This window comes from Labedella populi (assembly GCF_004078655.1).
In the GTDB taxonomy this organism is placed as follows: Bacteria; Actinomycetota; Actinomycetes; order Actinomycetales; family Microbacteriaceae; genus Labedella; species Labedella populi.
This window is the reverse complement of the sequence record NZ_RZNC01000004.1, coordinates 24,841-49,277: the sequence shown is the minus strand read 5'-3', so window position 1 is coordinate 49,277 and position 24,437 is coordinate 24,841. Positions and strand designations below refer to the sequence as shown.

General features: G+C 67.9%; 23 protein-coding genes and 1 tRNA gene. 10 read left to right on the top strand and 14 right to left on the bottom strand.

Annotated elements, in window-relative coordinates; all coding sequences use genetic code 11:
- Positions 1-99: 99 nt before the first annotated feature.
- Complete coding sequence (locus tag ELQ92_RS11765; RefSeq protein WP_128499219.1) at positions 100-636, top strand: amino-acid N-acetyltransferase; 537 nt, start codon at positions 100-102, stop codon at positions 634-636.
- 79 nt (positions 637-715) lie between these two features.
- Here the strand turns inward: ELQ92_RS11765 and msrA are convergent, their stop codons facing one another.
- Together msrA and msrB are read right to left on the bottom strand one after the other, a co-directional pair.
- On the bottom strand, positions 716-1,234 hold the full coding sequence (gene msrA / locus ELQ92_RS11760) for a peptide-methionine (S)-S-oxide reductase MsrA (RefSeq protein WP_128499217.1): 519 nt from the start codon (positions 1,232-1,234) through the stop codon (positions 716-718).
- The gene (msrB, locus tag ELQ92_RS11755) at positions 1,231-1,716 is read right to left on the bottom strand and encodes a peptide-methionine (R)-S-oxide reductase MsrB (protein WP_128499215.1); all 486 of its coding nucleotides are present in this window, start codon (positions 1,714-1,716) and stop codon (positions 1,231-1,233) included. Before msrB ends, msrA begins: the two co-directional genes overlap by 4 nt.
- Positions 1,717-1,911: 195 nt before the next feature.
- On the opposite strand from msrB, the gene ELQ92_RS11750 reads away from it, so the two are divergent.
- Entirely contained in the window at positions 1,912-2,571 is a 660-nt protein-coding gene (locus ELQ92_RS11750) for a hypothetical protein (RefSeq protein WP_128499213.1), read from the top strand.
- Positions 2,572-2,688: 117 nt separating this feature from the next.
- On the opposite strand, the gene ELQ92_RS11745 is transcribed toward ELQ92_RS11750, so the two are convergent.
- Complete coding sequence (locus tag ELQ92_RS11745; protein ID WP_128499211.1) at positions 2,689-2,913, bottom strand: hypothetical protein; 225 nt, start codon at positions 2,911-2,913, stop codon at positions 2,689-2,691.
- 83 nt (positions 2,914-2,996) lie between these two features.
- Complete coding sequence (locus ELQ92_RS11740; RefSeq protein ID WP_128499209.1) at positions 2,997-3,332, bottom strand: hypothetical protein; 336 nt, start codon at positions 3,330-3,332, stop codon at positions 2,997-2,999.
- A 107-nt stretch (positions 3,333-3,439) separates the two neighbouring features.
- Here ELQ92_RS11740 and ELQ92_RS11735 point away from each other — a divergent pair, with 107 nt between their 5' ends.
- The gene (locus ELQ92_RS11735) at positions 3,440-3,868 is read left to right on the top strand and encodes a dehydrogenase (RefSeq protein ID WP_128499207.1); all 429 of its coding nucleotides are present in this window, start codon (positions 3,440-3,442) and stop codon (positions 3,866-3,868) included.
- Positions 3,869-3,895: 27 nt separating this feature from the next.
- On the opposite strand, the gene ELQ92_RS11730 is transcribed toward ELQ92_RS11735, so the two are convergent.
- Positions 3,896-4,645, bottom strand: a complete 750-nt coding sequence (locus ELQ92_RS11730) for a GTP pyrophosphokinase (protein ID WP_243695018.1) — start codon at positions 4,643-4,645, stop codon at positions 3,896-3,898.
- Between the two features lie 235 nt (positions 4,646-4,880).
- Entirely contained in the window at positions 4,881-6,227 is a 1,347-nt protein-coding gene (radA, locus tag ELQ92_RS11725) for a DNA repair protein RadA (RefSeq protein WP_128499205.1), read from the bottom strand.
- A 133-nt stretch (positions 6,228-6,360) separates the two neighbouring features.
- Between radA and ELQ92_RS11720 the strand changes: the two genes are divergently transcribed.
- Positions 6,361-6,451, top strand: a tRNA-Ser gene (locus ELQ92_RS11720).
- 143 nt (positions 6,452-6,594) lie between these two features.
- Here the strand turns inward: ELQ92_RS11720 and ELQ92_RS11715 are convergent.
- The 7 genes from ELQ92_RS11715 to ELQ92_RS11685 all read right to left on the bottom strand — a co-directional run bounded on the left by ELQ92_RS11715 (position 6,595) and on the right by ELQ92_RS11685 (position 14,682).
- A complete protein-coding gene (locus ELQ92_RS11715) occupies positions 6,595-7,425 on the bottom strand; it encodes a Cof-type HAD-IIB family hydrolase (protein ID WP_128499203.1) in 831 nt (276 codons plus the stop codon).
- 43 nt (positions 7,426-7,468) lie between these two features.
- Entirely contained in the window at positions 7,469-8,890 is a 1,422-nt protein-coding gene (locus ELQ92_RS11710; RefSeq protein WP_128499201.1) for a glycoside hydrolase family 1 protein, read from the bottom strand.
- A gap of 87 nt (positions 8,891-8,977) precedes the next feature.
- Complete coding sequence (locus ELQ92_RS11705) at positions 8,978-10,828, bottom strand: beta-glucoside-specific PTS transporter subunit IIABC (RefSeq protein ID WP_128499199.1); 1,851 nt, start codon at positions 10,826-10,828, stop codon at positions 8,978-8,980.
- A 210-nt stretch (positions 10,829-11,038) separates the two neighbouring features.
- Positions 11,039-11,914 carry a PRD domain-containing protein gene (locus tag ELQ92_RS11700; protein ID WP_128499197.1) on the bottom strand — a complete coding sequence of 292 codons (876 nt, stop codon included), beginning with the start codon at positions 11,912-11,914 and terminating at the stop codon, positions 11,039-11,041.
- 90 nt (positions 11,915-12,004) lie between these two features.
- Complete coding sequence (locus tag ELQ92_RS11695) at positions 12,005-12,742, bottom strand: maleylpyruvate isomerase family mycothiol-dependent enzyme (protein ID WP_128499195.1); 738 nt, start codon at positions 12,740-12,742, stop codon at positions 12,005-12,007.
- Between the two features lie 2 nt (positions 12,743-12,744).
- Positions 12,745-13,581, bottom strand: coding sequence for a fumarylacetoacetate hydrolase family protein (locus ELQ92_RS11690; protein ID WP_128499193.1), 837 nt, complete (start codon positions 13,579-13,581; stop codon positions 12,745-12,747).
- 24 nt (positions 13,582-13,605) lie between these two features.
- A complete protein-coding gene (locus ELQ92_RS11685; RefSeq protein WP_128499594.1) occupies positions 13,606-14,682 on the bottom strand; it encodes a cupin domain-containing protein in 1,077 nt (358 codons plus the stop codon).
- Between the two features lie 113 nt (positions 14,683-14,795).
- Between ELQ92_RS11685 and ELQ92_RS11680 the strand changes: the two genes are divergently transcribed.
- The 6 genes from ELQ92_RS11680 (at position 14,796) to ELQ92_RS11655 (ending at position 23,603) form a co-directional block, all read left to right on the top strand.
- Entirely contained in the window at positions 14,796-16,343 is a 1,548-nt protein-coding gene (locus ELQ92_RS11680) for an FAD-dependent monooxygenase (RefSeq protein ID WP_128499191.1), read from the top strand.
- Positions 16,324-18,384 carry an acetate--CoA ligase family protein gene (locus tag ELQ92_RS11675; RefSeq protein ID WP_243695004.1) on the top strand — a complete coding sequence of 687 codons (2,061 nt, stop codon included), beginning with the start codon at positions 16,324-16,326 and terminating at the stop codon, positions 18,382-18,384. Before ELQ92_RS11680 ends, ELQ92_RS11675 begins: the two co-directional genes overlap by 20 nt.
- Entirely contained in the window at positions 18,381-20,036 is a 1,656-nt protein-coding gene (locus ELQ92_RS11670; protein WP_128499189.1) for a (2,3-dihydroxybenzoyl)adenylate synthase, read from the top strand. Before ELQ92_RS11675 ends, ELQ92_RS11670 begins: the two co-directional genes overlap by 4 nt.
- A 60-nt stretch (positions 20,037-20,096) precedes the next feature.
- Positions 20,097-20,939, top strand: coding sequence for a PaaX family transcriptional regulator (locus ELQ92_RS11665; protein ID WP_243695003.1), 843 nt, complete (start codon positions 20,097-20,099; stop codon positions 20,937-20,939).
- Positions 20,940-21,026: 87 nt separating this feature from the next.
- Positions 21,027-22,478 (top strand): aldehyde dehydrogenase, encoded by a 1,452-nt coding sequence (locus ELQ92_RS11660; RefSeq protein ID WP_128499187.1) that lies wholly within the window; start codon positions 21,027-21,029, stop codon positions 22,476-22,478.
- Positions 22,479-22,496: 18 nt separating this feature from the next.
- A complete protein-coding gene (locus ELQ92_RS11655) occupies positions 22,497-23,603 on the top strand; it encodes an NAD(P)-dependent alcohol dehydrogenase (protein WP_128499185.1) in 1,107 nt (368 codons plus the stop codon).
- Positions 23,604-23,649: 46 nt separating this feature from the next.
- On the opposite strand, the gene ELQ92_RS11650 is transcribed toward ELQ92_RS11655, so the two are convergent.
- Positions 23,650-24,288, bottom strand: coding sequence for a TetR/AcrR family transcriptional regulator (locus ELQ92_RS11650; protein ID WP_243695002.1), 639 nt, complete (start codon positions 24,286-24,288; stop codon positions 23,650-23,652).
- Between the last annotated feature and the right edge of the window lie 149 nt (positions 24,289-24,437).

Sequence of the window (24,437 nt, the reverse complement as noted above, 5' to 3'; positions counted from 1 at the left end):
TCGCCTATGTATACGAAATCGCGTGCACATAGGAGATTTTCAGGGGGGAGAGAGGGGGTGTGGGGAGGGGGAGCGGGGAGAGCGATCTAGGGTGGGGGGATGGCCTCGCCCTTCACCGTCCGCCGTGCCCGCGCCTCCGACGTCCCCGCGATCGAGTCGCTCGTCGCGCCGTACGTCCGACGCCGCATCCTCATCGGCAAGGAGCGCGTGGCGTACTACGAGTCCATCCAGGAATTCGAGGTCGCGGAGGTGCCCGGAGGCGAGCTCGTGGGATGCGGGGCCTTGCACACGCTGTGGGAGGACCTCGGAGAGATCCGGACCCTTGCGGTCTCCGAGCGCTGGCTCCACCACGGCGTGGGTCACGCGATCCTCGAGCAGCTGCAGCGCGACGCGGTCGAGCTCGGACTCAAGAGGCTCTTCTGCCTCACCTTCGAGGTGGACTTCTTCTCCGGCCACGGCTTCCACCCCATCGGGGAGACGGTCGTCTCGCCCGAGGTCTATGCCGAACTCGTGCGGTCGAGCGACGAGGGCGTCGCGGAGTTCCTCGAACTCGCGCGCGTGAAGCCGAACACGCTCGGCAACACGCGCATGCTCAAATTGCTCGACGCGCCGCCCGCTGTCGAGATCCCCTCCTAGATCGCCACGCCGGACAGCAAAAATCGCGCCGGTACTCGATGACTCGAGTACCGGCGCGATCGTGTCGAGCGGGCGGAGGTCAGCTCACGGGCTGGGACTCACGCTTCGGAAGGGTCCAGCCGGGCCGCACGAAGTGGCATGTGTAGCCGTTGGGGTAGACCTGGAGGTAGTCCTGGTGCTCCGGCTCCGCCTCCCAGAAATCACGCACACGGGCGATCTCGGTGACGACGGGTCCCGGCCAGATGCCCGACGCGTTCACGTCCGCGATCGTGTCGCGCGCGATCCGCTCCTGCTCGTCGCTCTGGGGGAAGATCGCGGAGCGGTAGCTGCGGCCGCGGTCGTTGCCCTGACGGTCCTTCGTCGTGGGGTCGTGGACCTGGAAGAAGAACTCGAGCTGCTCGCGGAACGACGTCTTCTCGGGGTCGAACACGATCTCGATCGCCTCGGCGTGGTCGCCGTGCGCACGGTAGGTGGCGTTGGGGGTGCTGTCGTCGCCGGCGTAACCGACGCGTGTCGACACGACGCCCGGGCGGGAGCGGATGAGCTCCTGCATGCCCCAGAAACATCCTCCCGCGAGGATGGCGGTCTCGGTGGTCATGATGCGTCCTCCTTCTGGGACGCTGCGGGCGTCCCGTTCGTCTCGAACAGCGAGCGGTACTCGCCGTATCCCTGCTCGTCGAGCTCGGCGACCGGCACGAAGCGCATGGCGGCCGAGTTCATGCAGTATCTCAGACCACCGGCCTCGCGCGGGCCGTCGTCGAAGACGTGCCCGAGGTGGCTGTCCGCTGCCGAGGAGCGGACCTCGACGCGCTTCATGAAGAGCGAGCGGTCGACCTTCTCGGTGACGACGTCCGCAGCGATGGGCCGGGTAAAGCTCGGCCAGCCCGACCGGCTGTCGTACTTGTCGCGCGAGCTGAAGAGCGGCTGACCCGATACGACGTCGACGTACAGGCCGTCCTCGTGGTTGTCCCAGTACTGGTTGCGGAAGGCGGGCTCGGTGCCCTCCTCCTGCGTGACCCGGTACTGGGTGGGGGTGAGGCGAGCGAGCGCCTCCGGGGTCTTGCGGTACTCCTGTGCCACCTGGTCCTCCTTCCGGATGCCGCTGGCTGCGGCACCCTGTCCGACACCGGACGTTCGGCGTCATCCGGTGCAACGGATGGTGGGTCACCACTGTTCCTCCGAAGCTGTGAGGCGGCCGTGAAGGGCGGGACCCGCCTCGCCGCGCGGGCAGCGTGCCGCCACAGGATCGAGCCGGTCGCGATCTATCCTGAGGGCATGTCGACGCGTGAACGCCCCCAGCGCCCGTCGAAGGCCGTCTACCGGCGTCGCCGGCTCGTCGTCCTGCTCGGCTTCCTCGCGATCGTCGCCGTGATCGCTCTCGTGGTCCTCAAGCCCGGGTCCTCGTCCGGGCAGGAAGAGTCCCCGAGCGGAGCGCCGAGTCCGAGTCCGAGCGCGAGTCCGTCGGTGACTCCCTCCGTCGCAGCTCCCGGGGTCACGCCCTCTCCGTCGGTGTCAGCCGAGGAGGGCGAGCCCGAGTGCACAGCGGAGACGGTGACCGTCGAGGCCCACACCGACAAGTCGACGTATGAGTCGGGCGAATTGCCGCAGCTCTCCCTCGCGCTCACGAACACGGGCGACGCCGCCTGCACTATCGACGTGGGGACGAGCCAGCAGGTGTTCACCGTGACGAGTGGCCAGGACACCTATTGGACCTCGACCGATTGCCAGGTCGAGCCCACGAACGCGATCATGCTCCTCGAGCCGCAGACGACGATCACGTCGAACCCCGCGATCTCATGGGATCGCACTCGATCGGCCACGGACACGTGCGACGACGAGCGCCCGGCGGTCCCCGCCGGAGGCGCGTCGTATCACCTGTCGACGTCGGTCGCGGGTATCGTCTCCACGGAGTCCGCCCAGTTCCTGCTGTACTGAGGCGGATAGACGTCTCGACCGACCATTCGAAGCCGCACGCCGGCAGCAGCGGCTCGGAACTCAGAACGCGGAACTCAAAACGCCCACTCGTCGATGGTCGTGAAGGGTTGAGCGACGTCACCCGTGTCCCGGAGATCGACGTCGACCCTCGGCCGTCTCGAAGATGACGTTGGTTCCCGGCGAGACGAGCACGGAGAGTCGCCGGTTCCCGAAGACGACGACGTCGACGAATCCGCCGCCGGAGCGGACGGCGTCGAGCATCTGCGCTTTGAGTTCGTTCATGTCGTGGCCCTGCGCGAGGATGTACGAGTTCGAGCCGATGGTGCACGTATGACGGATCACGCGTGTCCTTTCTCCTGCGTCGACGCTGGAGGCTCCGGGTGCATCGGTCCAGATCGCCGTCCGGGCGCCGCGTCCGCGCCGGGTCACGCGTCGTCCAGATCCCCGAAGTCCGACGGCGTCGCCGCCACGGGCACGTGCGTCTCGACGTTGTTGACCGCCTCGGAGCGGTCTCGAATGTACTGCAGAGTCGCCGAGTTGTCCGGCTCGGGGAGCTGCGATCGGGTCGTCTCGGCCATCAGATCGATGCCGTTCCCGAGCACGAACGTCGCGACGACCTCCTCGCCGTCGATCCCCAGGCTCTTCACCTGGACACTGTCGGCCGACCCGGCGTCGGCGAGCAGGGCCGCGTAGGCGAGCAGCGCGTCCGCCATGTCGTCACCCATGAGGAGGGACTTCTGTGCGTAGGTGACATGCTTCATACGCCTATCCCCTCACGAGTTGCGGGGGGACGTCGCCCGCTTGACTCCGGCTCTTCCATCCGCAAGCACGGGGGAGAGGCGGCTCGGATGTTTGGCAGACTGGGACCATGGCGAAGAAGCAGAAGCCCGACTTCTCATCCCCGGTCCTCGCGGACGCGCTGGAGAAGCAGGACATGGCGGCCGTCGCGTTCGCGCTCCGCCACCACCCCGTCGTCGTGCCGCTCGCGTCGGCCGTCGACCGCGACAAGCCGACCACGACGCCGGACGTGTGGATGTACCGGCAGCCGGAGACGGCCCGGCTCGCGCTGCTGCTGTTCTCCGACGCGAGGAACAAGCCGGAGGCGCTGCCGCCTTTCGTCGGCCTCTACGACGGTGAGTGGCTCGCCGCGTTCCTCCGCACCTACGGCGACGACATCGAGTCGGTCTTCTTCGACATCGCCGGTCCGAACGCGATGCAGGCGACGCCGGCGGAACTGCAGCGCGTGCTCGCGCTCGATGCCGGAGCCGAGGACGGGCAGCCGGCCGCGGGCGCCTGACGTTCTCGCTTCGCCGCGCCCGAGGGATCAGACCTGCTGGGTACCGCCCCGGCGGCGGAGTTCCTGGAGCTGCGTGACGATCGTCTCGGGCATCGCAGGCGCGGGCACGGTCGTCGAGTCGTCGCCCCATGCGTCGGTCTCGGAGTCGAGGGCGCGGACCTCGGCGTGGAGGTGCTCCATGCGGCGGTCGAGCTCCGACGCGATCTGCGCGGTCTCGGTGAGCGTCGAGACGAGGTGCACGGGGACCTCGCCGCTGTACTTGTAGTAGATCTTGTGCTCGAGGCTCGCCCAGAAGTCCATCGCGATCGTGCGGATCTGGAGCTCGACGAGCACGGGGACGACACCGTTCGACATGAACACCGGGATCTCGATGATGGCGTGCAGGCTCTTGTAGCCGTTGGATTTGGGGTTGGTGATGTAGTCCTTGATCTCACGCACCGTGATGTCGCTCTGGGCCGTGAGCATGTCGAGGACCCGGTAGGTGTCGGCGATGAAGCTGCACGTGATGCGGACGCCGGCGATGTCGGTGATTGTCGCGCGGATGGCTTCGAAGGAGGGGTCGCAGTTCTTCCGGGCGACCTTCTCGATGATGCTCTCGGGGCTCTTGACGCGGGAGTTGACGTGCTCGATGGGGTTGTAGGAGTGCAGGTGGGTGAACTCGTCCTGCAGGATCGAGATCTTCGTGAGCACTTCGTCGATGGCGAACTGGTACTGCATCATGAAGCGTGTGAAGTCGGTGCGCAGCCTGCGGGCCTCGGCGACGGCGGCCGGATCCAGCGCGGCCGGGTCGAGGGAGGCGAGCGTGTCGCCGGACTGTTCCGCGCGTCCCGTCGGCTGGCCGGGGGAGGCGGTGCTGCTGCGCGTGTCGTCTGATGGCGGGTTCTGCGAGGACGGTTCGGTCACGGCTTCGACCCTATTGGGGCTTTCTGTCGGTTCGATGAATCGGGACATGAACGGCGCGAGGATGAGCGCCCGGGTGACGGGGTTCTGCATGGTGGCGTGTCGAGCCGGATCAGAAATCGGGTACGACGACGGGCTCGGTCGCGGCGCGGGCCATGCCGAGCGCAGCACGGAGCGTACCCGTCGACGCGTCGACGACGGTGCGATAGCCGAGGCGTCGCGCCTCCGACGCGCGGTGGGTGGCGGAACTCACCGGCCGCACCTCGCCGGCTAGGGAGATCTCGCCGTAGGCGGCGAGGGTCTCCGGGATGGGCCAGTCCTTGACCGTGGAGGCGAGCGCGATCGCGATCGCGAGGTCGGCGGCCGGTTCGGTGAGACGGACCCCTCCCACCGTCGAGACGTAGACGTCGTACTCGCTGAGCTTGATGCCGCCGCGACGCTCGAGCACCGCGAGCAGCATCGCGACGCGGGACGGGTCGACGCCGTTGGTGACGCGACGAGGGTTGGGTGACTGCGTGCTCGTGACGAGCGCCTGGATCTCGACCGGGATGGCGCGCTTGCCCTCCATCGAGACCGTGACGCACGTGCCAGGGACGGACTTCTGGCGGCTGAGGAAGAGTTCGCTCGGGTCGGCGACCTGCGCGATGCCGTCGCCTGTCATCTCGAAGCAGCCGACCTCGTCGGTGGGACCGAAGCGGTTCTTGAGCGCTCGGATGAAACGGAGCGCGGTGTGGCGGTCGCCCTCGAAGTGGCACACGACGTCGACGAGGTGTTCGAGGACACGCGGGCCGGCGATGGTGCCGTCTTTCGTGACGTGGCCGACGAGGACGAGGGGGAGTGCCCGGTCCTTCGCGATGCGGATGAGGGCGGATGCGACCTCGCGCACCTGACTCGGCTGCCCCGCGAGTCCGTCGACGTTCGCGCTCGCGACCGTCTGCACCGAGTCGACGATGAGGAGCTGCGGGACGACGGCGTCGACCTGGCCGAGCACGGTCGCCAGATCGGTCTCGGAGGCGAGGTAGAGGTTGTCCGACAGGGCGTCGGTGCGCTGGGCACGCATGCGAACCTGCGCGACCGATTCCTCGGCGCTCACGTAGAGCACACGCATGCCGCGTCGGGCGGCGCGAGCGGCGACCTCGAGAAGGAGGGTCGACTTGCCGACCCCAGGCTCGCCCGAGAGAAGCACGGCGGCGCCGCGAACGAATCCGCCTCCGAGGACGCGGTCGAACTCGTCGATGCCGCTCGACCAGTGGCTGACCTCGACGTCGTCGATCTCGGTGATGCGGCGCGCGACGCGGTCGTCGGCGACGACGGACGGCTTGATGCGCGTGACGATGCCCGTGGCCGTTCCGGCCTCGACGACGGTGCCCCACTGCTGGCACTCCGGGCAGCGGCCGGCCCACTTGGCTGCCTGCCACCCGCACTCGTTGCACTGGAAGGCTGCGGTGTTCTTGGGCATGGGTCGAGGCTAGTGGCGACCCCCGACAGTGGAGCGCCGGACTGAGGGCGTGGGGAGAAACCGCCGCGGTCGAGGAGCACTCGACTGCGGTCCCGATTCGCGCCGACCCGCTCGCTCGGCTACACTCGACGGCGGTGACGTGTCCGAGCGGCCGAAGGTGCAACTCTCGAAAAGTTGTGTAGGGTAACCCCCTACCGTGGGTTCAAATCCCACCGTCACCGCCACCACGAAGTCCCCGGTAGTCCTGATTCTTCAGGCGCGACCGGGGACTTTCGTCATGGAGCGCGATCGACAGCGCGACGGACGTGGGAGCCGCCGCCGGGATGTCCCCGCGGGAGTCGGGCCCGACTCTCCCGCGGGCACCGGATCAGATCAGTCCGTGGGACCGCAGGGCGTGCCAGACGCCGTCCTGTGAGACCGGGCGCGTGATCTCGTCGGCGACGGCTTTCACCGCCGCGTCGGCGTTCCCCATCGCGATCCCGAGGCCAACGATCTCGAGCATCTCGAGATCGTTGGCGCTGTCGCCGATCGCGACGGCGTCGTCGAGCGAGAGGCCCTCCGCGGCGAGGAGGCGTTCGATCGCCGCGCCTTTGTCGACGCCGCGCCTGCTCACCTCGCCCCCCGCCTCGCCGAGGTACGGGATCGTCCCCGTGATCACGTGGAAGCCGTCGCCGAGCCCGTCACGGACGGTCACGAACGTTCGCGGGTGATCACCGAGGAAGGTCACCTTGGCGATTCCCTCGGTCGGAGCCGCGCCCCGATAGGAGAGCCGCGCGAGGAGTTCGTCATCGTCCGCCCCATCCCGCTCGCTTCCGACCCGCCCGGAGGCAAGGGCGCTGGAGAGGCGCTCCGCCGCTCCTCGACTGGGATGGATGGCGTCGTAGCCCTGCATGATGTACTCGATCCCTCGTGAGGAGAGGAACGATTGGATCTCCTCGACGTCACGCGCGGTGAGGAGGCGACTGTCGACCAGAACGCCGTGTCGTTCGGTGAAGCCTCCGCCGGCGGAGATGACGCCGTCGAAGCCGATGGCCAGGACTTCGTCCGGGATCTCGCTCCGCGAACGGCCCGTGCTCAGGAAGACGAGGTGCCCTCGGCGACGAGCATCGCCGACCGCCGCGATCGCCGACGGGGCCAGATGCTGATCGTGATCGATGAGGGTCCCGTCCACGTCGAGGAAGATCGTCCGCGCAGTCATCGCGAGACCCCCGCTGTCACGGGCTGCAGGATGGTGCGGCACATCACGAGGTCAGGGACGCGCCATTGGTCCGGATCACGTCCGCGTACCATCCGAACGACTTCTTGCGGTACCGGTCGAGCGTGCCGGTCCCATCGTCGTTGCGGTCGACGTAGATGAGTCCGTAGCGCTTGCTCATCTGGGCGGTGCTCGCGCTCACGATGTCGATGCACCCCCACGCGGTGTACCCCATGACCTCGACGCCGTCGGCGACCGCTTCGCCCACCTGGACGAGATGATCGTTGAGGTAGGAGATCCGGTAGTCGTCCTCCACGGTGAGAACCCCGTTCGTCTCGACGAGCTCGTCGCGCGCCCCGATGCCGTTCTCGACGACGAAGAGGGGCTTCTGCCACCGGTCCCAGAACTGGTTGAGCGCGATGCGGAGACCCACGGGGTCGATCTGCCAACCCCATTCGCTTGCCTCGAGCGTCGGGTTGTGGACGCCGCCCATGATGTTGCCGGCGCCCACGATGCGCTTATCCGCGTCCGCGGTCTCGCACACGCTCATGTAGTAGCTGAAGGAGACGAAGTCGACCGTGTTGGTCAGGATGTCCCTGTCCTCGTCGGTGATGTCGAGCTCGATCCCCCTCTCCCTCAGGGTCCGGAGGAAGTAGCCCGGGTAGCGGCCACGCGTGTGCACGTCGCCGAAGACGAGATTCGTGTGGTCGGCCGTCATCACGGCCAGCGCGTCGTCCGGGGACGGACTGAGGGGGTACGTCGGCATCGCGAGGATCATGCATCCGATCTCCGCCTGCGGCGTCACCTCGCGGGCGATCCGGGTCGCCGCCGCGCTCGCCACGAGTTCATGGTGCATCGCCTGATAGAGGTCCTGATCGGTAAGGCGTTCCCGCGGGGTCAGGATGCCGCCGCTCATGAGGGGGGCGTGGAGGAGGGAATTGATCTCGTTGAAGGTGAGCCAATACCTCACTCGGTTGCCGTACCGCTCGAAGAGGACCCGCGCATATCGCTCGTAGAACCCGATCAGTTCGCGACTGATCCAGCCGTCGTAGGTCTGCGCGAGGTGCAGTGGCGTCTCGTAGTGGGAGATCGTCACGAGCGGCTCGATGCCGTGTTTCTCGAGCTCGTCGAGCACCCGGTCGTAGAACGCCAGGCCCTCCTCGTTCGGCTGCTCCTCGTCGCCGCGAGGGAAGATCCGGCTCCAGGCGATGGAGAAGCGGTAGACGGTGAATCCCATCTCGGCGAACAGGGCTATGTCCTCCACGTAGCGGTGGTAGAAGTCCGATGCCACGTGCTTCAGGTTGTCGGGGGTCGGTGCGATCGTCGGCGGACCTGACAACCCGCGAGCCATGACGTCCTGGATGGACGGTCCCTTCCCGCCCTCGTCGAAGCCGCCCTCGACCTGGTTCGCTGCCGTCGCTCCTCCCCAGAGGAAACCATCGGGGAAGCCCGGTGCGCGCGTCGTCATACGTCTCTCCTCTTCCTGCCGGGATCCGTGATCCCGTCGAACTGCGTCGGGGCGGGACCGATCACCGTCGGCCCCGCCCCGAGTCTGTCACCGTGCCGCCGCCGCCTCGGACGCGATGGCGAGGTAGAGCGGGTCGCCGTGGCGGATCGCACCGCTCGCCGGGCTGCCGATGGTCGGGAACGCATCGTCGTTGGTGACGATGATCGGTGTGGTGAGGTCGTATCCGGCTGCGGCGATGGCCGCGGTGTCGAACTCGACGAGCACGTCGCCCGCCGCGACGGTTGCTCCCTTCTCGGTCGTGACCGAGAAGTGCTCGCCACCGAGCTCGACAGTGTTGATGCCGATGTGGATGAGGATCTCGACGCCGTCCTCGGAGCGGATGCCGATCGCGTGCCCGGTCGGGAACACGGCCACGACCTCGCCCGCCACGGGAGCGAAGAGCGTTCCGCCGGTCGGGACGATCGCGATGCCCTGCCCGAGCGAACCGTCGGCGAAAGCTGCGTCGGGCACCTGCGAGAGGGGGACGGCCGTTCCGTCGAGCGGACTGACGACCTGCAGATCGGGGGACGCCGTCACGGGGGCGTCGTCGACGCGATCGGTGAAGCCGAAGACGAGGACGAGCACGAACGGCACCACGATGGACACCGCGAGCGCGGTGAGGAGGACCCACACCGAACCCGATCCGAAGAGGACGGGCAGGGAGAGCCCCGATGCGAGTACGAAGGCGTTCGCCGTGATGCCTCCGGCGGCGATGATCGCGCCGCCGACGGCCCCGCCGACGATTCCGAACGCGAAGGGCCGCTTGAGGGGGAGGTTGATGCCGTAGATGGCGGGTTCGGTGACGCCCGCGAGGAAGGCGGAGATCGCCGCGGGAGCGGAGAGGGCGCGCAGCTGCTTGCTCCGAGTCCGTACGAGGACGCCGAGGACGGCTCCAGCCTGGGCGAGCACTGCGGCGAAGATCGGTGCGAGCAGTGCGACGTTCCCGTTCTCCTGGAACTCGACGATCATGAGCGGGATGATCCCCCAGTGGACGCCGAAGATGACGAACACCTGCCAGAGCCCACCGGTGATCGCGCCGCCGAGAGCCGGAACGTAGTCGAAGAGCCAGCCGATCCCCGCGGCCAGGCCCGATGAGACGGCGTTGGCGAGGGGTCCGATGACGAGGAACGTCAGCGAGACCAGGAGGAGCAGCACGATCATGGGCGTGAAGAGCCGCCTGATCGACGAGTGCAGCTTCGCGTAGAGGAACCGCTCGACGTGCGACTGCAGCCAGACCATGATGATCACCGGGATGACGCTCGAGACGTAACTCACCATCACGACGGGGATACCGAAGAACGAGACGTCCGGCTGGCCGTCGAGCGCGACGATCGCCGGGTAGACGAGCGCGGCGGCCATCGCCATCGACGTCATCTGGTTGGCCTCGAAGTACTTGGCCGCGGTGACCGCCAGGATCACGGGGAGGAAGTAGAAGAAGCCGTCGGAGATGGCATTGAGCATCGCATACGTCGTCGTGGTCGAGTCGATCCAGCCGAACGCGACGGACGCCGACAGCAACGCCTTGAGGAGGCCCGCGGCGGCGAGAACCCAGAGCAGCGGCGAGAACAGTGCCGAGATCATGGCGATGAACCTGTTGAACACGTTCGGCTTCGCCGCGTCATCGCGCTGCTTCGACCGTCGCTCGCCCGGCGCACCGCCGGTCGTCTTCGCGATCTCGGCGTAGACCTCCGGGACCTCGTTGCCGATGACCACCTGGAACTGGCCTCCGGCTTCCGCCGTGGTGATCACTCCGGGGATCGAGCGGATCGCGTCGGGATCGGCCTTCGCCGTGTCCTTGAGTTCGAATCGCAGCCGTGTAGCGCAGTGGACGACAGAGGCGACGTTGTCTCCTCCACCGACCCCCGCCAGGACACCCGCAGCGGTCTTCCCGTAATCCATCGTCGTTCCACCCTTCGCCGCGTCCTCGCGGCACTGTGAGGAGAAGCGGACCGCTCGCGGGCATAAAAAAAACCTGAGCCCGCCCGCCGGATCGCGTCCGAAGGGTGAACTCAGGTTTTGCCTGCCGTGCAGTAACAATCCTGGCTTCTGCGTGACGGTCATCGTCTCGCAGAGGAAACGGTAACACATGCCGGTCTCGCCGGGGACGGGTCAGTCCGGGCCGACGCGCTGGATGAGGCGCTCGACGTGGACGATCAGGTAGAGCAACTCCTCGTCCGTCAGAACGGAGCCCGTCGCGGCGAGCACGTAGGCCTTGACCTCGTCGGCGCACGCCGCAGCGCGCGGGTACTTCACCCGTGCGAAATCGTAGAACGACGTGTCAGCGCTGCGGAGCATCGACTCGGACACGAGGCGCTGGAGCAGGAACTTGACATGGAGGATGAAGCGCGCGTAATCGAGACTCTCGACGTCGAGTGACACCCCTGTGGATCGCTCAACGGTCTTGACGACGTGCTGCACCCGGCGGAACAGTAGCGCGGCGGTCCCGTTGGGTTCGTCCCGTGTCGCGTTGAGGAGGTGCATCGTGAGGAACACCGACTCGTCCGTCGGGAGTTCGACGGCGAGGGCGGCAGCGAGGTGCTCTGACATCTCCGTCGCCGCGCGGGATTCGTCCGGGTAGAGCACACGCACCTCGGGCATGCTCGCGGAAGGCAGATCGACGCCGGTGCGCAGACGTTCCAAGAGGAACTGGACGTGGTCGATGATCGCGATGGGAAGGTGCCGACCGAGGTCGCGACCGAGGGACCTCTCAGCATGGTCGACGGCGCCGTTCACCGCGGCGATCACTTCGTAGGGTGCGGCCGCGAGAACCTCGTGGATGTGCGTGCGGTTGACGTCGACGTCGAGGGTGTACGACTTCTCGACCTTCGTGAGATCGACGGGATCACCGGGCCTCGCCTGGAAAGCGAGACCGCGTCCCATCAGCACCTGCTCGCGACCGAGCGGATCCATCGTGATCAGGACGTTGTTGTTGAGTACCTTGTGGACGGCCCCGGCTTCGGGACCGACCGACTTCCGCTCGATCATCCCTCGCTCCGGATCCTGTTCGCGTCGGTGACCCGTCCATCACCGGCCGCGAGTATTGTAGCGCCGCGCCGCGTTAGCCGACGGTCGCCGTCAGAGCCATCTCGGCGCCGACGGCAGGGGGGCGCCGTCGCTCGTCGACAGGCCATCAGCGCTTCCGCGGCCCGTCGCCCATGCGGCGAGCCGCCACGCGGGCCCCTGGACCGCGGCCGCAGCCGTCGACGAGACACGAGGTCGATCCGTCGCCTCGAGCATGGGCGGCCGTCCGTCGGATCCTGCACGGGTCACCCACGCCGACTGCACATCGTCGAGGAGGCGATCGATCACCTCCGCCGGGATGTCCCGGAAGGACGCGCCGTTGCCGAGGTCGACCGCGTGGATCCACACTTCGCGAGTCCGCATCCACACCGTCTCCGACACCGGGACGACCCGCCCGTGCGCCGTTCTCACCTCGTTCGCCCACGCCGTCTCCGGCAGATCCCGCCATTCGACGTTGAGGTGGATGGCGGCGTGATCCGAGAGATTCCGCAGCGCCTGCGCCGGGAGGGTCGCGGCGAAGTCGATCTCCTCCGTGCGCTGCTCCGGCGAGTCGTACATGGGGGTCTCGATGCCCGTCGCGGCCCACTCCGTGAGCCGGGTCAGCGCACGCGCGTTGAGCCCCACGTGCGCGACGACGTGGCGTCGACTCCACGCAGGGAGCAGCGACGGCGCGCCGAGATCGTCGTCGGACAGTTCGTTGAGCTTCCGGGAGTAGAAGGCTTGTCCTCGACGCGCGACGAGGAGGCCGGCGGCGAGGGCGGGATCGCTGACGTTGTCGGTCCGGGCGGCCACGATCAGACCTCGACGGTCACGACGCTCGTGATGGAGCCGATGCCCTCGATCACGGTCGTGAGGACGGCGCCGTCTCCGAGGTAGCGCTTCGGATCGCGGGCGTGGCCGACGCCCCCCGGGGTTCCGGACGCGATCACGTCGCCGGGGTTCAGCGTCACGATGTGGGAGATGTAGGAGACGAGGGCCGCGGGCCCGAAGACGAGGTCGTCGGTGGTCGTCGACTGCATCTTCTCCCCGTCGACCGTCGTCGACAGTTCCGTACCGAGCGCGTATTCGTCCGTGGTGACGAGGACCGGTCCGAACGGGGTGGAGCCCTCGAACGTCTTGCCCTGCAACCATTCGGGTGTCCGATACTGGAAATCGCGCAGGGTGACGTCATTGATGACCGAGTAGCCGGCGATGGCCTTCGCCGCGTCGGCCTCGTTCACACGACGCGCACGCGAACCGATGACGATCGCGAGCTCGGCCTCCCAGTCCACGGCGCTCGCGGCGTACTCGGGGAGGACGATCGGATCGTACGGACCGATGAGCGCCTCGGGGTACTTCGCGAACAGAGTCGGGTACTGGGGCAGTTCCCGACCCATCTCGAGGATGTGGTTGCGGTAGTTGAGCCCGACGCAGACGATCTTCGACGGGGAGGGCACGACCGCCGCCCAATGGGACTCCTCGATCCCGTCGAGGTCCCGGGAGGCGCCGTCGGCGGAGCGCGCGAGCGTCTCCCAGTCGGGGTCGCCGAGAAGTGTGCCGACGTCGGCGAACCCGTCGATCTCGACGGCGACGGTTTCGTCGACGCGCACGGCGACGGTCGCTGCGGGGGTGCGGAGTGTTGCGAGTCTCATGATGGCTTCCGAGTAGAGGGGTGGTCAGTTCGCCGAGGGGACGAAGGTGCGGGCGAAGTTGAGGCGTTCCATGATCGGTGCGTCCGAGAACCGGAAGAGGTCGAACTGTGTGTCGGAGTGGAGCGACCACGGCACCCAACTGGGAACGACGAAGAGGTCGCCGGTCTCGAGTCGCGTTTCGACCTCGCCGAGGACGACCATGCCCTCGCCCTCGAAGACCTGCCAGACGGACGAGCCGACCTCGTGGCGCACGGGTGTCGAGACGCCGGCCCGGAGCCGGTGGAACTCGCAGCGGATCGTCGACATCACGTCGCCGCCCGTCGTGGGGTTTGAGTAGCGGATCGCCGCATGCCCCTGCTCCACGGTGGCGGGGAAGCCCTCGTCCTCGAGTGCCAACTGTTCCCGCAGTGCTGAGTCGGTGTGCTCCCACCGGTAGGCACTGAGCGGTGACGAGACCTTGTCCTCGAGACCTGACAGGGGGCGGAGCCCGGGGTGCGCCCAGAGCCGTTCCGCTCGGGAGACGGCCGGGGAGGCCTCGTCGGTCACCCGTTCCGAGCCGAACTCGAAGAACCCGACGTCCATCTGGCTCGAGAATGGGATGTCGAGGCCGTCGATCCAGGCCATCGGGTTCGCGGTGTCGTTGTGGTGACCGTGGAAGTTCCACCCGGGTGTGAGGAGGAGATCGCCTCGGCGCATGGCGACGGGATCACCGTTGACGACGGTCCAGACGCCCTCGCCCTCGACGACGAAGCGGAAGGCGTTCTGCGAGTGGCGGTGCTCCGGGGCGGTCTCATGGCCGCCGAGGTACTGGATCGCGCACCAGAGGGTGGGTGTCGCGTACCCGGTGCCCGGGAGGCCGGGGTTGGTGAGACCGACGGCTCGACGTTCGCCGCCGCGCCCCACCGGCACCAGATCCCCGGAGCGTTGAGCGATGTCGAAGAGGGTCTTCCACCGCCAGACGTGGGGGATCGCCTGCGGGGCCGGCGTCATCGGCATGAGATCGTCCCGCTGCGTCCACAACGGAGCCATGTCGTTCGCCGCGAAGTCACGGTAGAGCTCCTCCAGCTCGGGTGTGTCCGCGGTGCCGTCCATCTGCTGCATGATCGTGGTCCTCTCGTCGTTGAAAAGAAGCTGGTCGACCATCGTGTGACATTTTTTTGGTCGCCTGCGTCCAAGTGTTGCATAATGACGAGCAACGACGGAACGGAAAATCAATGGCGATTCGTGTTGCTTGTGTCGGCGGCGGCCCCGGAGGCCTCTTCTTCACCACTCTCCTGAAACGGGCCCGGCCCGACATCGAGGTCGCGCTCTTCGAACGGAACCGACCGACCGACGCGTTCGGCTTCGGCGTGGTCTTCTCGGATCGAACGCTGCAGCGCATCGACGATGCCGATCCCGTGCTGCACGACGCGCTCGCTCGGTACGGCGTCCACTGGGATGCCATCGCCGTCGCCCTCAAAGGGGAGACCCACGCCTTCGCCGGGAATGGGATGGCTGCGGTGCATCGACGGGTCCTCCTCCGTGAGCTGCAGGGGGCGGCGGACGATGCCGGCGTCGACCTGCGATTCGGCACCGAGGTGAGGTCCCTCGGCGAGCTGTCCGACTTCGATGTCGTCGTCGCAGCGGACGGGGCGAACTCCCGTATCCGGGACATGCTCGAGCCCGAGCTGGGATCGACGGTCGAGACGGCCGTCGCCAGGTTCATCTGGTTCGGCACCACGCACCTCTTCGATGGGCTGACCTTCCTGCACCGGAAGAACGAGCACGGCAACTTCGCCGCTCATGCGTACCCCATCAGCGACGAGCTGAGCACCTTCATCGTCGAGACGGACGAGACGACCTGGCGGGCCGCCGGCCTCGACGCGTTCGACATGAGCACTCCGCCCGGAGCGTCGGACGAGGTCACCCGCCGGTACCTCGAGCAGCTCTTCGCCGACGACCTCGACGGAGCGGAACTCGTCGGGAACAACTCGCGGTGGGGCAACTTCCGCACCCGTCGCACCGAGAAGTGGCACTCCGGGAACGTCGTCCTGCTCGGCGATGCTGTGCACACCGCGCACTTCTCCGTGGGTTCAGGGACCAAGATGGCGATGGAGGACGCCATCGTTCTCGCAAGAGAGCTCGCCGCGCCCGACCTCGACGTCCGCGCGGCGCTCGGACGCTTCGAGGAGGAGCGCCGTCCCGAGGTCGAACGCATCCAGAACGCAGCAGGCCCGAGCCTCAGTTGGTGGGAGAACTTCGGTCGGTACTACGACGCGCTCGACCCCCTGAAGTTCGCCTTCCACTTCTTTTCGCGCAGCATCGACATCGAGCGAGTCCGCCGCCGAGACCCGCATCTCGCCGAGGCCGTCGACGACGCGTGGCGCAGGGAGCACGGAGCCCCGCCGCTCGAGAGCCCCCTCGACCTCGGCGCGGTGCGAGTGACGGATCGACGACTCCGTCTCGTCGACGACGCTCCCGCCCGGTTGAGCGACGCCGCGGACACGACCCTGGAGGAGGGCGTGCAGCTCGAGGCGCTCGAAGCCCCTGTGGATGAGCGCGCGGCTGCCGAGGTCTCGCCGTCGACCGCGGCCCCGGTCGTGCTCGTGCACGGGGGAACGGCGACGACGAGGACTCTCGTCGCCGAGCGGGCGCGGCTAGAAGCGGGCCGCGTCGTGGTGATCCTCGACGACGAACTCGACGATGCGGCGGCGGCGACACTGATCCTGTCCGGCCGCGCGGACGCCGTCGCGAAGCGGGAGCATGCTCATGCTTCCGCGTGACCTCGCGCCCCTCCTCGAGCCGAGGGGCGTGGTCGTCGTCGGTGCATCCGGCAACCCGGAGAAGCTCGGCTACGCCATGGCCTCGTCGCTCGAGACCTTCCCGGGCGAGGTGCGGCTGGTGAACAGCCGCCCGACGGCCGGCATGCACTCGTCGATCGGTGAGGCCGCGGCGGCGGGAGCGGTTCCCGATCTCGCCGTCATGTGCGTTCCGGCGATGCACACCGCCTCGGCGGTGAGGGAGAGCGCCGAGGCGGGCGTCGGTGCCGCCCTCGTCTGTGCGGGGGGATTCGCCGAGGCCGGCGGCGTCGGCGTCGACTATGCCCGAGACCTCGACACGGTCGTCGCCGAGACGGGCATCCGCCTGCTCGGGCCGAACACGTCCGGGTTCTTCGTCCCGCACGCGTCGCTCTTCGCGAGCTTCGTCCCCGGGGTCCGCCGATTGGGCCCGGGATCGGTGGCCGTAGTGGCGGCGAGCGGTGGCGTCAACCACGTCCTCTCGTTCCGGCTCGAGAGCGACGGGGCAGGCGTCAGTCTCGGAGTCGGCATCGGCGCTGGCCAGGACGTCTCCGCTCCCGATGTCCTCCACTACCTGGTCGGCCACGAAACGACGCGAGCGGTCATCCTGCACGTCGAGACGGTTCCGGACGGCCCGGCACTCGTGGAGGCGGTCGCCACCCTCGCGGCGGTCAAACCCGTCATCGCTCTCGTCGTCGGGCGGAACGACGTGTCGGAGTTCGCGCGATCGCACACCGGCGCGCTCGCCACGTCGTGGCGGACGACCCGCGCCGCCCTCCGGCAAGCGGGAGCAGTGCTGGTCGGGGACGAGGTGCAGGCGGTCGCCGCGGCGACGGCCCTCTCGGCGCGGCGGGCACGGGTGTCGGCTCGGCCGGGAGTCGCGCTCATCACGGCCCAGGCCGGGCCCGGCCTCATCATCGCCGACGCGCTGAGCGACGCGAATCACCTCCCGGAGCTCGGTGCGGACACGAAAGCGGTGCTCGCCGGACTTCTGCCGCCCCTGACCTTCCAGGCGAACCCGGTCGACACCGGCCGGCCCGGTGAGACGTTCCCTTCGGTCGTCCGGACCGTCGCCGCCGACCCGGTGACGGACGTCCTCGGCGTGTACGCGATCACCGAACCGGTCGTCGATATCGTGGCCGACGTGCTCGCGGCCGGCGTCGCGGACGACGTCCCCGTCGTGATGGGTGTCGACGGCCCGGCCTCGGACGTGTCAAGCCTCCGACGATCCGGCCGGGACACGGGGATCCCGGTTCTGTCCGGACCCACACAACTCGCCCAGGGGCTCGCCGCTCTCGCGGACGATGCGAAATCGAGGGCCGCCTCCCGAGAGGCCTCATCCCCGGCGCCTGTCGTCCCTCTCTGGGTGGCCTCGGTCGCCGAGGGGGAGTGGGACGAAGCGCGAGGCAAGGACCTCCTCGATGCGCTCGGGATCGCCACGCCGCCGAGATATCGCTGCGCTGATCGGGAGGCGGCCCGGCGTGCGTGGAGCACACTCGATCCTCCGCTCGCCGTCAAGCTCCTCGACGCCTCCGTGCTCCACAAGACGGAGATCGGGGGAGTCGTCCTCGGGGTGCGCACCGCGGAGGATCTCGAGCGTGCGCTCGACGACCTCGAGACCGCAGGCGCGTCGGAGTTCCTCGTCGAATCGATGGCGGCCCCCGGCATCGACCTGGTGGTCGGTGCCCGCAACGACACCGTCTTCGGCCCGATCGTCGCCATGGGCGTCGGCGGCATCGCGACGGAGGTCCTCGGCGACGTCGCCATCCGCACGGCTCCGCTCACGCGCACCGCCGCCGTCGCCATGGTGGAGGATCTCGTCGCGCGCGAGCTCCTCCTCGGCCACCGGGGGAGCGCGCCGGTGGATCTCGAGGTGCTCGGAGGCATCGTCGTGGGACTCGGTGCGCTCGTCGCGGACGGCGTCGTCGACGAGATCGAGATCAATCCCCTTCGCAGCACCGCGACCGGTATCGTCGCCCTCGACGCCATCGTGCTGCCCGCTCACAAGGAAGTGAGGACCACATGACGGAACCGACGAGGAACGGGGTCGTTCCCTGGCCGCTCGAGGACGCCGCCCGGTACCGGGAACGCGGCTGGTGGCGGGACCGTCCCCTCGGGGAGTACGTGCTCGATGCGGCGGACCGGAATCCGGACAAGACAGCGCTCGTCAGCGGGCCACTGCGGCTGACGTACCGAGAGCTCGTCGAGCGGGCAGACGCCGCCGCGGAGCGGATCCTCGCCCTCGGACTCAAGCCGGACGACCGCGTCCTCGTGCAGCTGCCGAACGACTGGCAGTTCGTCGTCTTCGCACTCGCGTGCTTCCGATCAGGGGTCATCCCGGTGATGGCGCTTCCGGCCCACCGTCACCATGAATTGACGTATCTGGCGGAACTGGCGGAGGTCGTCGCGATCGCGGTGCCCGATCGGATCAAGGATTTCGACCATCAGGCGCTCGCCGAGAAGGTGGCGGCCACCGCCCCGGTCGTGCGGTGGATTCTGACGACGGGCGAGACGCGCGCACCGGCGATCTCCCTTGACGACCTCCTCGCGGCTCCCGAGAATCCCGGCGCGCGGGAGCGGATCGATGCTCTCGCACCGCACCCGGACTCGCCGGCGTGCTTCCTGCTGTCCGGAGGAACGACCGGGCTGCCCAAGCTCATCACACGCACCCACAACGACTACGCCTACAACGTCGTCGCCACCGCCGTCGTCAGCGGGTTGACGTCGGACACCGTCTACCTCGGGACGCTTCCCGCGAGCCACAACTTCCCGCTCGCATGCCCCGGAGTGCTCGGCACCCTCTTCGTCGGTGGAACCGCGGTCATGCTCCCGAGTCCGGAACCGGTCCGCGGCTTTGCGACCATCGCGAAGGAGAAGGTGACGATCGCATCGGCGGTACCGGCCGTCGCTCAGCGCTGGATCGACCACCGGCGTGAGGTGGGCGCGGAGTCGCTCGCGTCTCTGCAGGTCCTTCAGGTCGGGGGCTCGCGGATGCCCGATGAACTCGCGGCACGCGTGCGGCCCGAGCTCGGCGCGACGCTGCAGCAGGTGTTCGGGATGGCCGAGGGGCTCATCAACATGACGCGCCTCGACGACCCCGACGACGTGATCGTGTCGACGCAGGGCCGCCCCGTTTCTGACGGGGACGAGATCCGCGTGGTCGATGCCGACGGAAAGGACGTTCCCGACGGGACCCCTGGCCTCATCCTCACGCGCGGTCCGTACACGCCTCGTGGCTACTATCGCGCGCCGGAGCACAACGAGCGCGCGTTCGTCGACGGGTGGTACGGCTCCGGGGACGTCGTCGTGCGCCGTTCGGACGGCAACCTCGTCGTGCACGGGCGGGAGAAGGACCTCGTCAACCGGGGTGGTGAGAAGATCTCCGCCGAGGAGGTCGAGAACATCGTGTACCGGCTGGAGTCCGTCGAGCTCGCGGCGGCGGTCGGTATGCCGGATCCCGTGCTCGGCGAACGCCTCTGCCTCTACGTCGAGCTCCGCCCGGGCGCCGATCTCGACCTGGAGACGGTTCGAGCGTTCATGACGGAGGAGGGTGTTGCGGCGTTCAAACTTCCGGAGCGATTGGAGGTGCTCGATACCCTTCCGCTCACGAAGGTCGGGAAGATCGACAAGAAGCTCCTCCGGGAGGACGTCGCCGGCAAGCTCGCCCCGGCAGTCTGAGGCCACGGAGATGAGAACATACTGATCGGGGTGTCGCGCGCGAGGAAGGATCGGTCGATTATGGCAACGACGACGATGAAGCCGCGAGCGCTGATCCTGGACGTGTTCGGGGACTACCTGCGCTACGTCGACAGCGAGGTCAGGGCGAGCGATCTCGTCACCCTTCTGGCGGCTCTCGGCGTCGAGCCGGCGACGACCCGCGTGACGTTGTCCCGGCTCCGGCAGGAGGGGTGGTTCACGACGCGCCGAGTTGGCCGCGAGACGATCTATCGGCTGAGCGACGAGTTGTTGGTCGTTCTCGATGAGGGTCGATCCCGCATCTTCGAACCGTACGCCGACGAGTGGGACGGCGCCTGGACGCAGGTAATCTTCCAGCTCGACGAAAGCGACCGCTCCGTGCGCGAGCAGCTCAAGAAGAGGCTTTCCTGGCTTGGATTCGGCTCGCTCACCATGTCCACGTGGTTGACCCCGAGCGATCAGCGCGTTCGCGCGCACAGGCTGCGCGGCGAATTCCCCTCGGCGACGGTCGACGTTCTCCTGGCGCGGAGCGACAGCGTCGACGGCGACCGGAGCCTCGCCGAGCGGTGTTGGGATCTCGTGGCGCTGAATGTGGACTACGAACGCTTCATCGTCGAACACGCCGTCCTCGAGGACTCCGTCGCTGAGCTGGACGGGGCGGCTGCTCTCGCCGCCCGCACCGAGTTGGTCTCGACGTATCGCCACTTCCCGTTCCGCGACCCGTCGCTCCCGCTCGCCCTCCGGCCGGACGGATGGCGAGGAGCGGACGCACACGGCATGTTCCTGGCGACGCACGGCGCACTCGCTCCCGCGGCGACCGAGTACGTGGAATCGGTGATCGGAGCGCCGATCGGCAACGGCGCCCTCGTTCCTCAAAACGTATAACACCATTTTGCGCCTCGGCGTGCTACCGTTACACCGTCACACCCGAGGCGTGACGGGTTACGAGTCAACGGCGACCGAGGAGATCCGATGCAAACCAAGCTCATCATCGACAACGAGGGCCGCAGCGCCCGCGAAGGCAAGACGTTCGAGCGACGCAATCCCGTGACCGGCGAGGTCGTCACCGAGGGGGCGGCGGCGAGCGTCGAGGACGCACTCGACGCCGTCGAGTCGGCGTCGACGGCGTTCCGTTCGTGGTCGACCACCGGACCGACGCAGCGACGTGCGGTCATGCTCAAAGCGGCCGACCTCATCGAGGAGCGTGCCGGCGATTTCATCCAGACCATGATGTCCGAGGTCGGCGCAGCGCAACTCTGGGCCGGCTTCAACGTCTTCCTCACCGCTCAGTTGTTCCGTGAAGCAGCGGGACTGGCGACGCAGATCCAAGGAGAGACGATCCCGACGGACAAGCCCGGGACGCTGTCGATGACGGTCCGGCAGGCCGCCGGCGTCGTGTTCAGTATGGCACCGTGGAACGGTCCGGGCGTCCTCGCGGCGCGGGCGATCGCGTACCCCATCGTGTGCGGGAACTCGGTCGTGTTCCGGGCGTCGGAGACGAGCCCGCGCACCCACGCCATCATCGCCGAGGTGCTTCACGACGCCGGTCTCCCGGCCGGTGTTCTCAATTTCATCACGAGCAGCGCCGAGGACTCGGACCGCGTGGTCGAAGCGATCATCGCTCATCCCGCCGTCCGCCGGGTCAATTTCACGGGCTCGACGGCTATCGGCCGCATCATCGCCGAGAAGGCCGCCCGTCACCTCAAGCCCGTTCTGCTCGAACTCGGAGGGAAGGCGCCTCTCGTCGTGCTCGACGACGCCGACATCGACGGAGCGGTCAACGCCGCCGTGTTCGGATCCTTCATGTACCAGGGGCAGATCTGTATGTCGACGGAGCGGTTCGTCGTCGACGAGTCGATCGCCGACGAGTTCGTCGCGAAGTTCGCCGAACGCGCCGGGCAGCTCGTCTCGGGCGACCCCATGACCGACCCGTCCTGCGTCATCGGTCCGATGGTCCGCGCGGAGTCGGGCGACCGCATCAACGGTCTCATCGACGATGCGGTCGAGAAGGGTGCGACGGTCGTCGTCGGGGGTCGTGCGGATGGAGCGTCGATGGCGGCGACGATCGTCGACAAGGTGCGACCGGACATGGCGATCTACGACCAGGAGACCTTCGGGCCCATCACCACGGTCGTGCGCGTCTCGGACGTCGACGAGGCCGTGCAGGTGGCCAACGACACCGAGTACGGACTCGCGGCGGCGGTCTTCGGGAAGGACAGTCACCGCGCGCTTCAGGTGGCCATGCGCATCGACGCCGGGCATGTGCACGTCAACGGCGCGACCGTCCAGAACGAGGCGCAGGCGCCGTACGGCGGGACGAAGGCGAGCGGCTTCGGTCGCTTCGACGGTCGAGCGGTGATCAACGAGTTCACGGAACTCAAGTGGATCACCGTCGAGCAGTCCGACCAGGCCTACCCCTTCTAAGCGGAACGGAAGACACGGATGAGCATCACGGTCACAGCGGCGGTGGCTCGCGAGCCGCACGCCGACCTCGTCATCGAGGAACTCCAGCTCGACGACCTCCGGCACAACGAGGTCCGCGTGCGGATGGTCGCCTCGGGCGTCTGTCACACGGACGCGATCGTCCGCGATCAGGTCTATCCGACCCCGTTGCCGGCCGTCCTCGGTCACGAAGGCGCGGGCATCGTCGAAGCGGTGGGCGATTCCGTCCGAACGGTCGAGCCGGGAGATCATGTCCTGCTGGCGGCCGCCTATTGCGGACACTGTGCTCGCTGCCGCGCCGGCCAGATGGCCTATTGCGAGAATCTCTTCGCGGCCGATTTCGGCGGACGACGACCCGACGGATCGACGGCGCTGTCGAAGGACGAAGAGGTGATCTCCTCGCACTTCTTCGGGCAGTCGTCGTTCTCGACGTACGCCAACGTCGTCGAGGAGAGCGTCATCAAGGTCGACGACGACGTGCCGCTCGAGATCATGGCTCCGCTGGGCTGCGGTATCCAGACCGGTGCCGGGTCGATCCTGAATCAGCTCAAGCCCGGCCTCAACAGCTCGCTCGTCGTGATCGGAACCGGTGCCGTCGGCTCCGGGGCCATCATGGCCGGCCGAGTCGCCGGCTGCTCACGCGTCATCGCCGTCGACATCCATCCCTCTCGGCTCGACCTCGCCCGGGAGCTCGGTGCGACCGACACGATCAACACCCGCGAGTCGGACCTCACCGAGGAGATCATGCGTCTCACGGGGGGCGTCGGAGCCGACTACGTGCTCGACACGACCGCACGCCCGGAGCTGCTCCGTCAGGCCGCCGACGCCCTCGCGCTCCGGGGCACGCTCGCCCTGGTGGGGGCCGCTAAGCCCGGAACCGAGGTGTCCTTCGAGATCGGACTGTCGCTCGTGAAGGGGTGGACGTTCACCACGATCGTTCAGGGCAGCTCGGTCCCTCAGGTATTCATCCCGAAGCTCGTCGAATTGTGGAAGGAGGGGCGCTTCCCCATCGACAAGCTCGTGCGCAGCTATGCGCTCGAGGACATCAACCAGGGCTTCGCGGACTCGGCCTCGGGAGAGGTCGTGAAGCCGGTCGTGGCCTTCTAGGGGCGACAGCGGATCGCGGTGGTCGCGCTCGGCGTGACCACCGCGGTCACAGATCGGCGCTCGTCAGGGTGCCGAGGAATGTGTGGAGATCCTCCGCCATATCCATGAGGCCGCGGTCGAGGAGCCATTGGATCTGCAGGCCGTCCATGATGGCGATCGTCGCTCGAGAGGCCCCGTCGGGAGTCACGCCGCTCCGGAGGAGGCCTCGACCCTCGAGGTCGGAGAATGCGGCGAAGACCGTCGCGCGCACCGTCTCGTAGCGTCGGATGAAGTAGGCGTGCGCGGGGTGCGCCGCGGACGTCGCCTCCGCGGACAGCGTGCAGAACAACTCGACGACCGCCGGTTCTGAGGCGTTGAAGCGTGCGAGAGCGATGAGCCCTCTGAGCGTCTTCACACCGTCCTCGGAGGTGCTCGGGACGATGGCCCGCGCGAGCTCGTCCCTCCGGTCGAGCACCGCAGCCAGCAGTCGCGCCTTGCTCTCGAAATGGTGCAGTAGACCAGCCTCGCTGATGCCTACCCGCTGGGCGATCTCGCGCAGCGAGCCTGAGCGGAAGCCGTTCTGCGCGAAGACGCCGAGCGCAGCGTCGAGGATGGCCTCCTGCGTGTCGACCGACTTCGCGTAACTGCCGCGCGGGCGTCGCTTCTGCGCGCTGCCGGCGCTTGTCGAGCGGACGTCATCGGTCACGCGATCTCCCTGCCGGACCATCCGTTCACCCTACCGGCTGGCTTCGAGTAGGCCCGACGGGGCGCCGGTGGAAGCCCCCGAGCGCCGTGTCCGAATCGTGATTTCTTAATACCTAGTGGGCGCTAGGTTTTGGTGCTAACGTCCTCGCA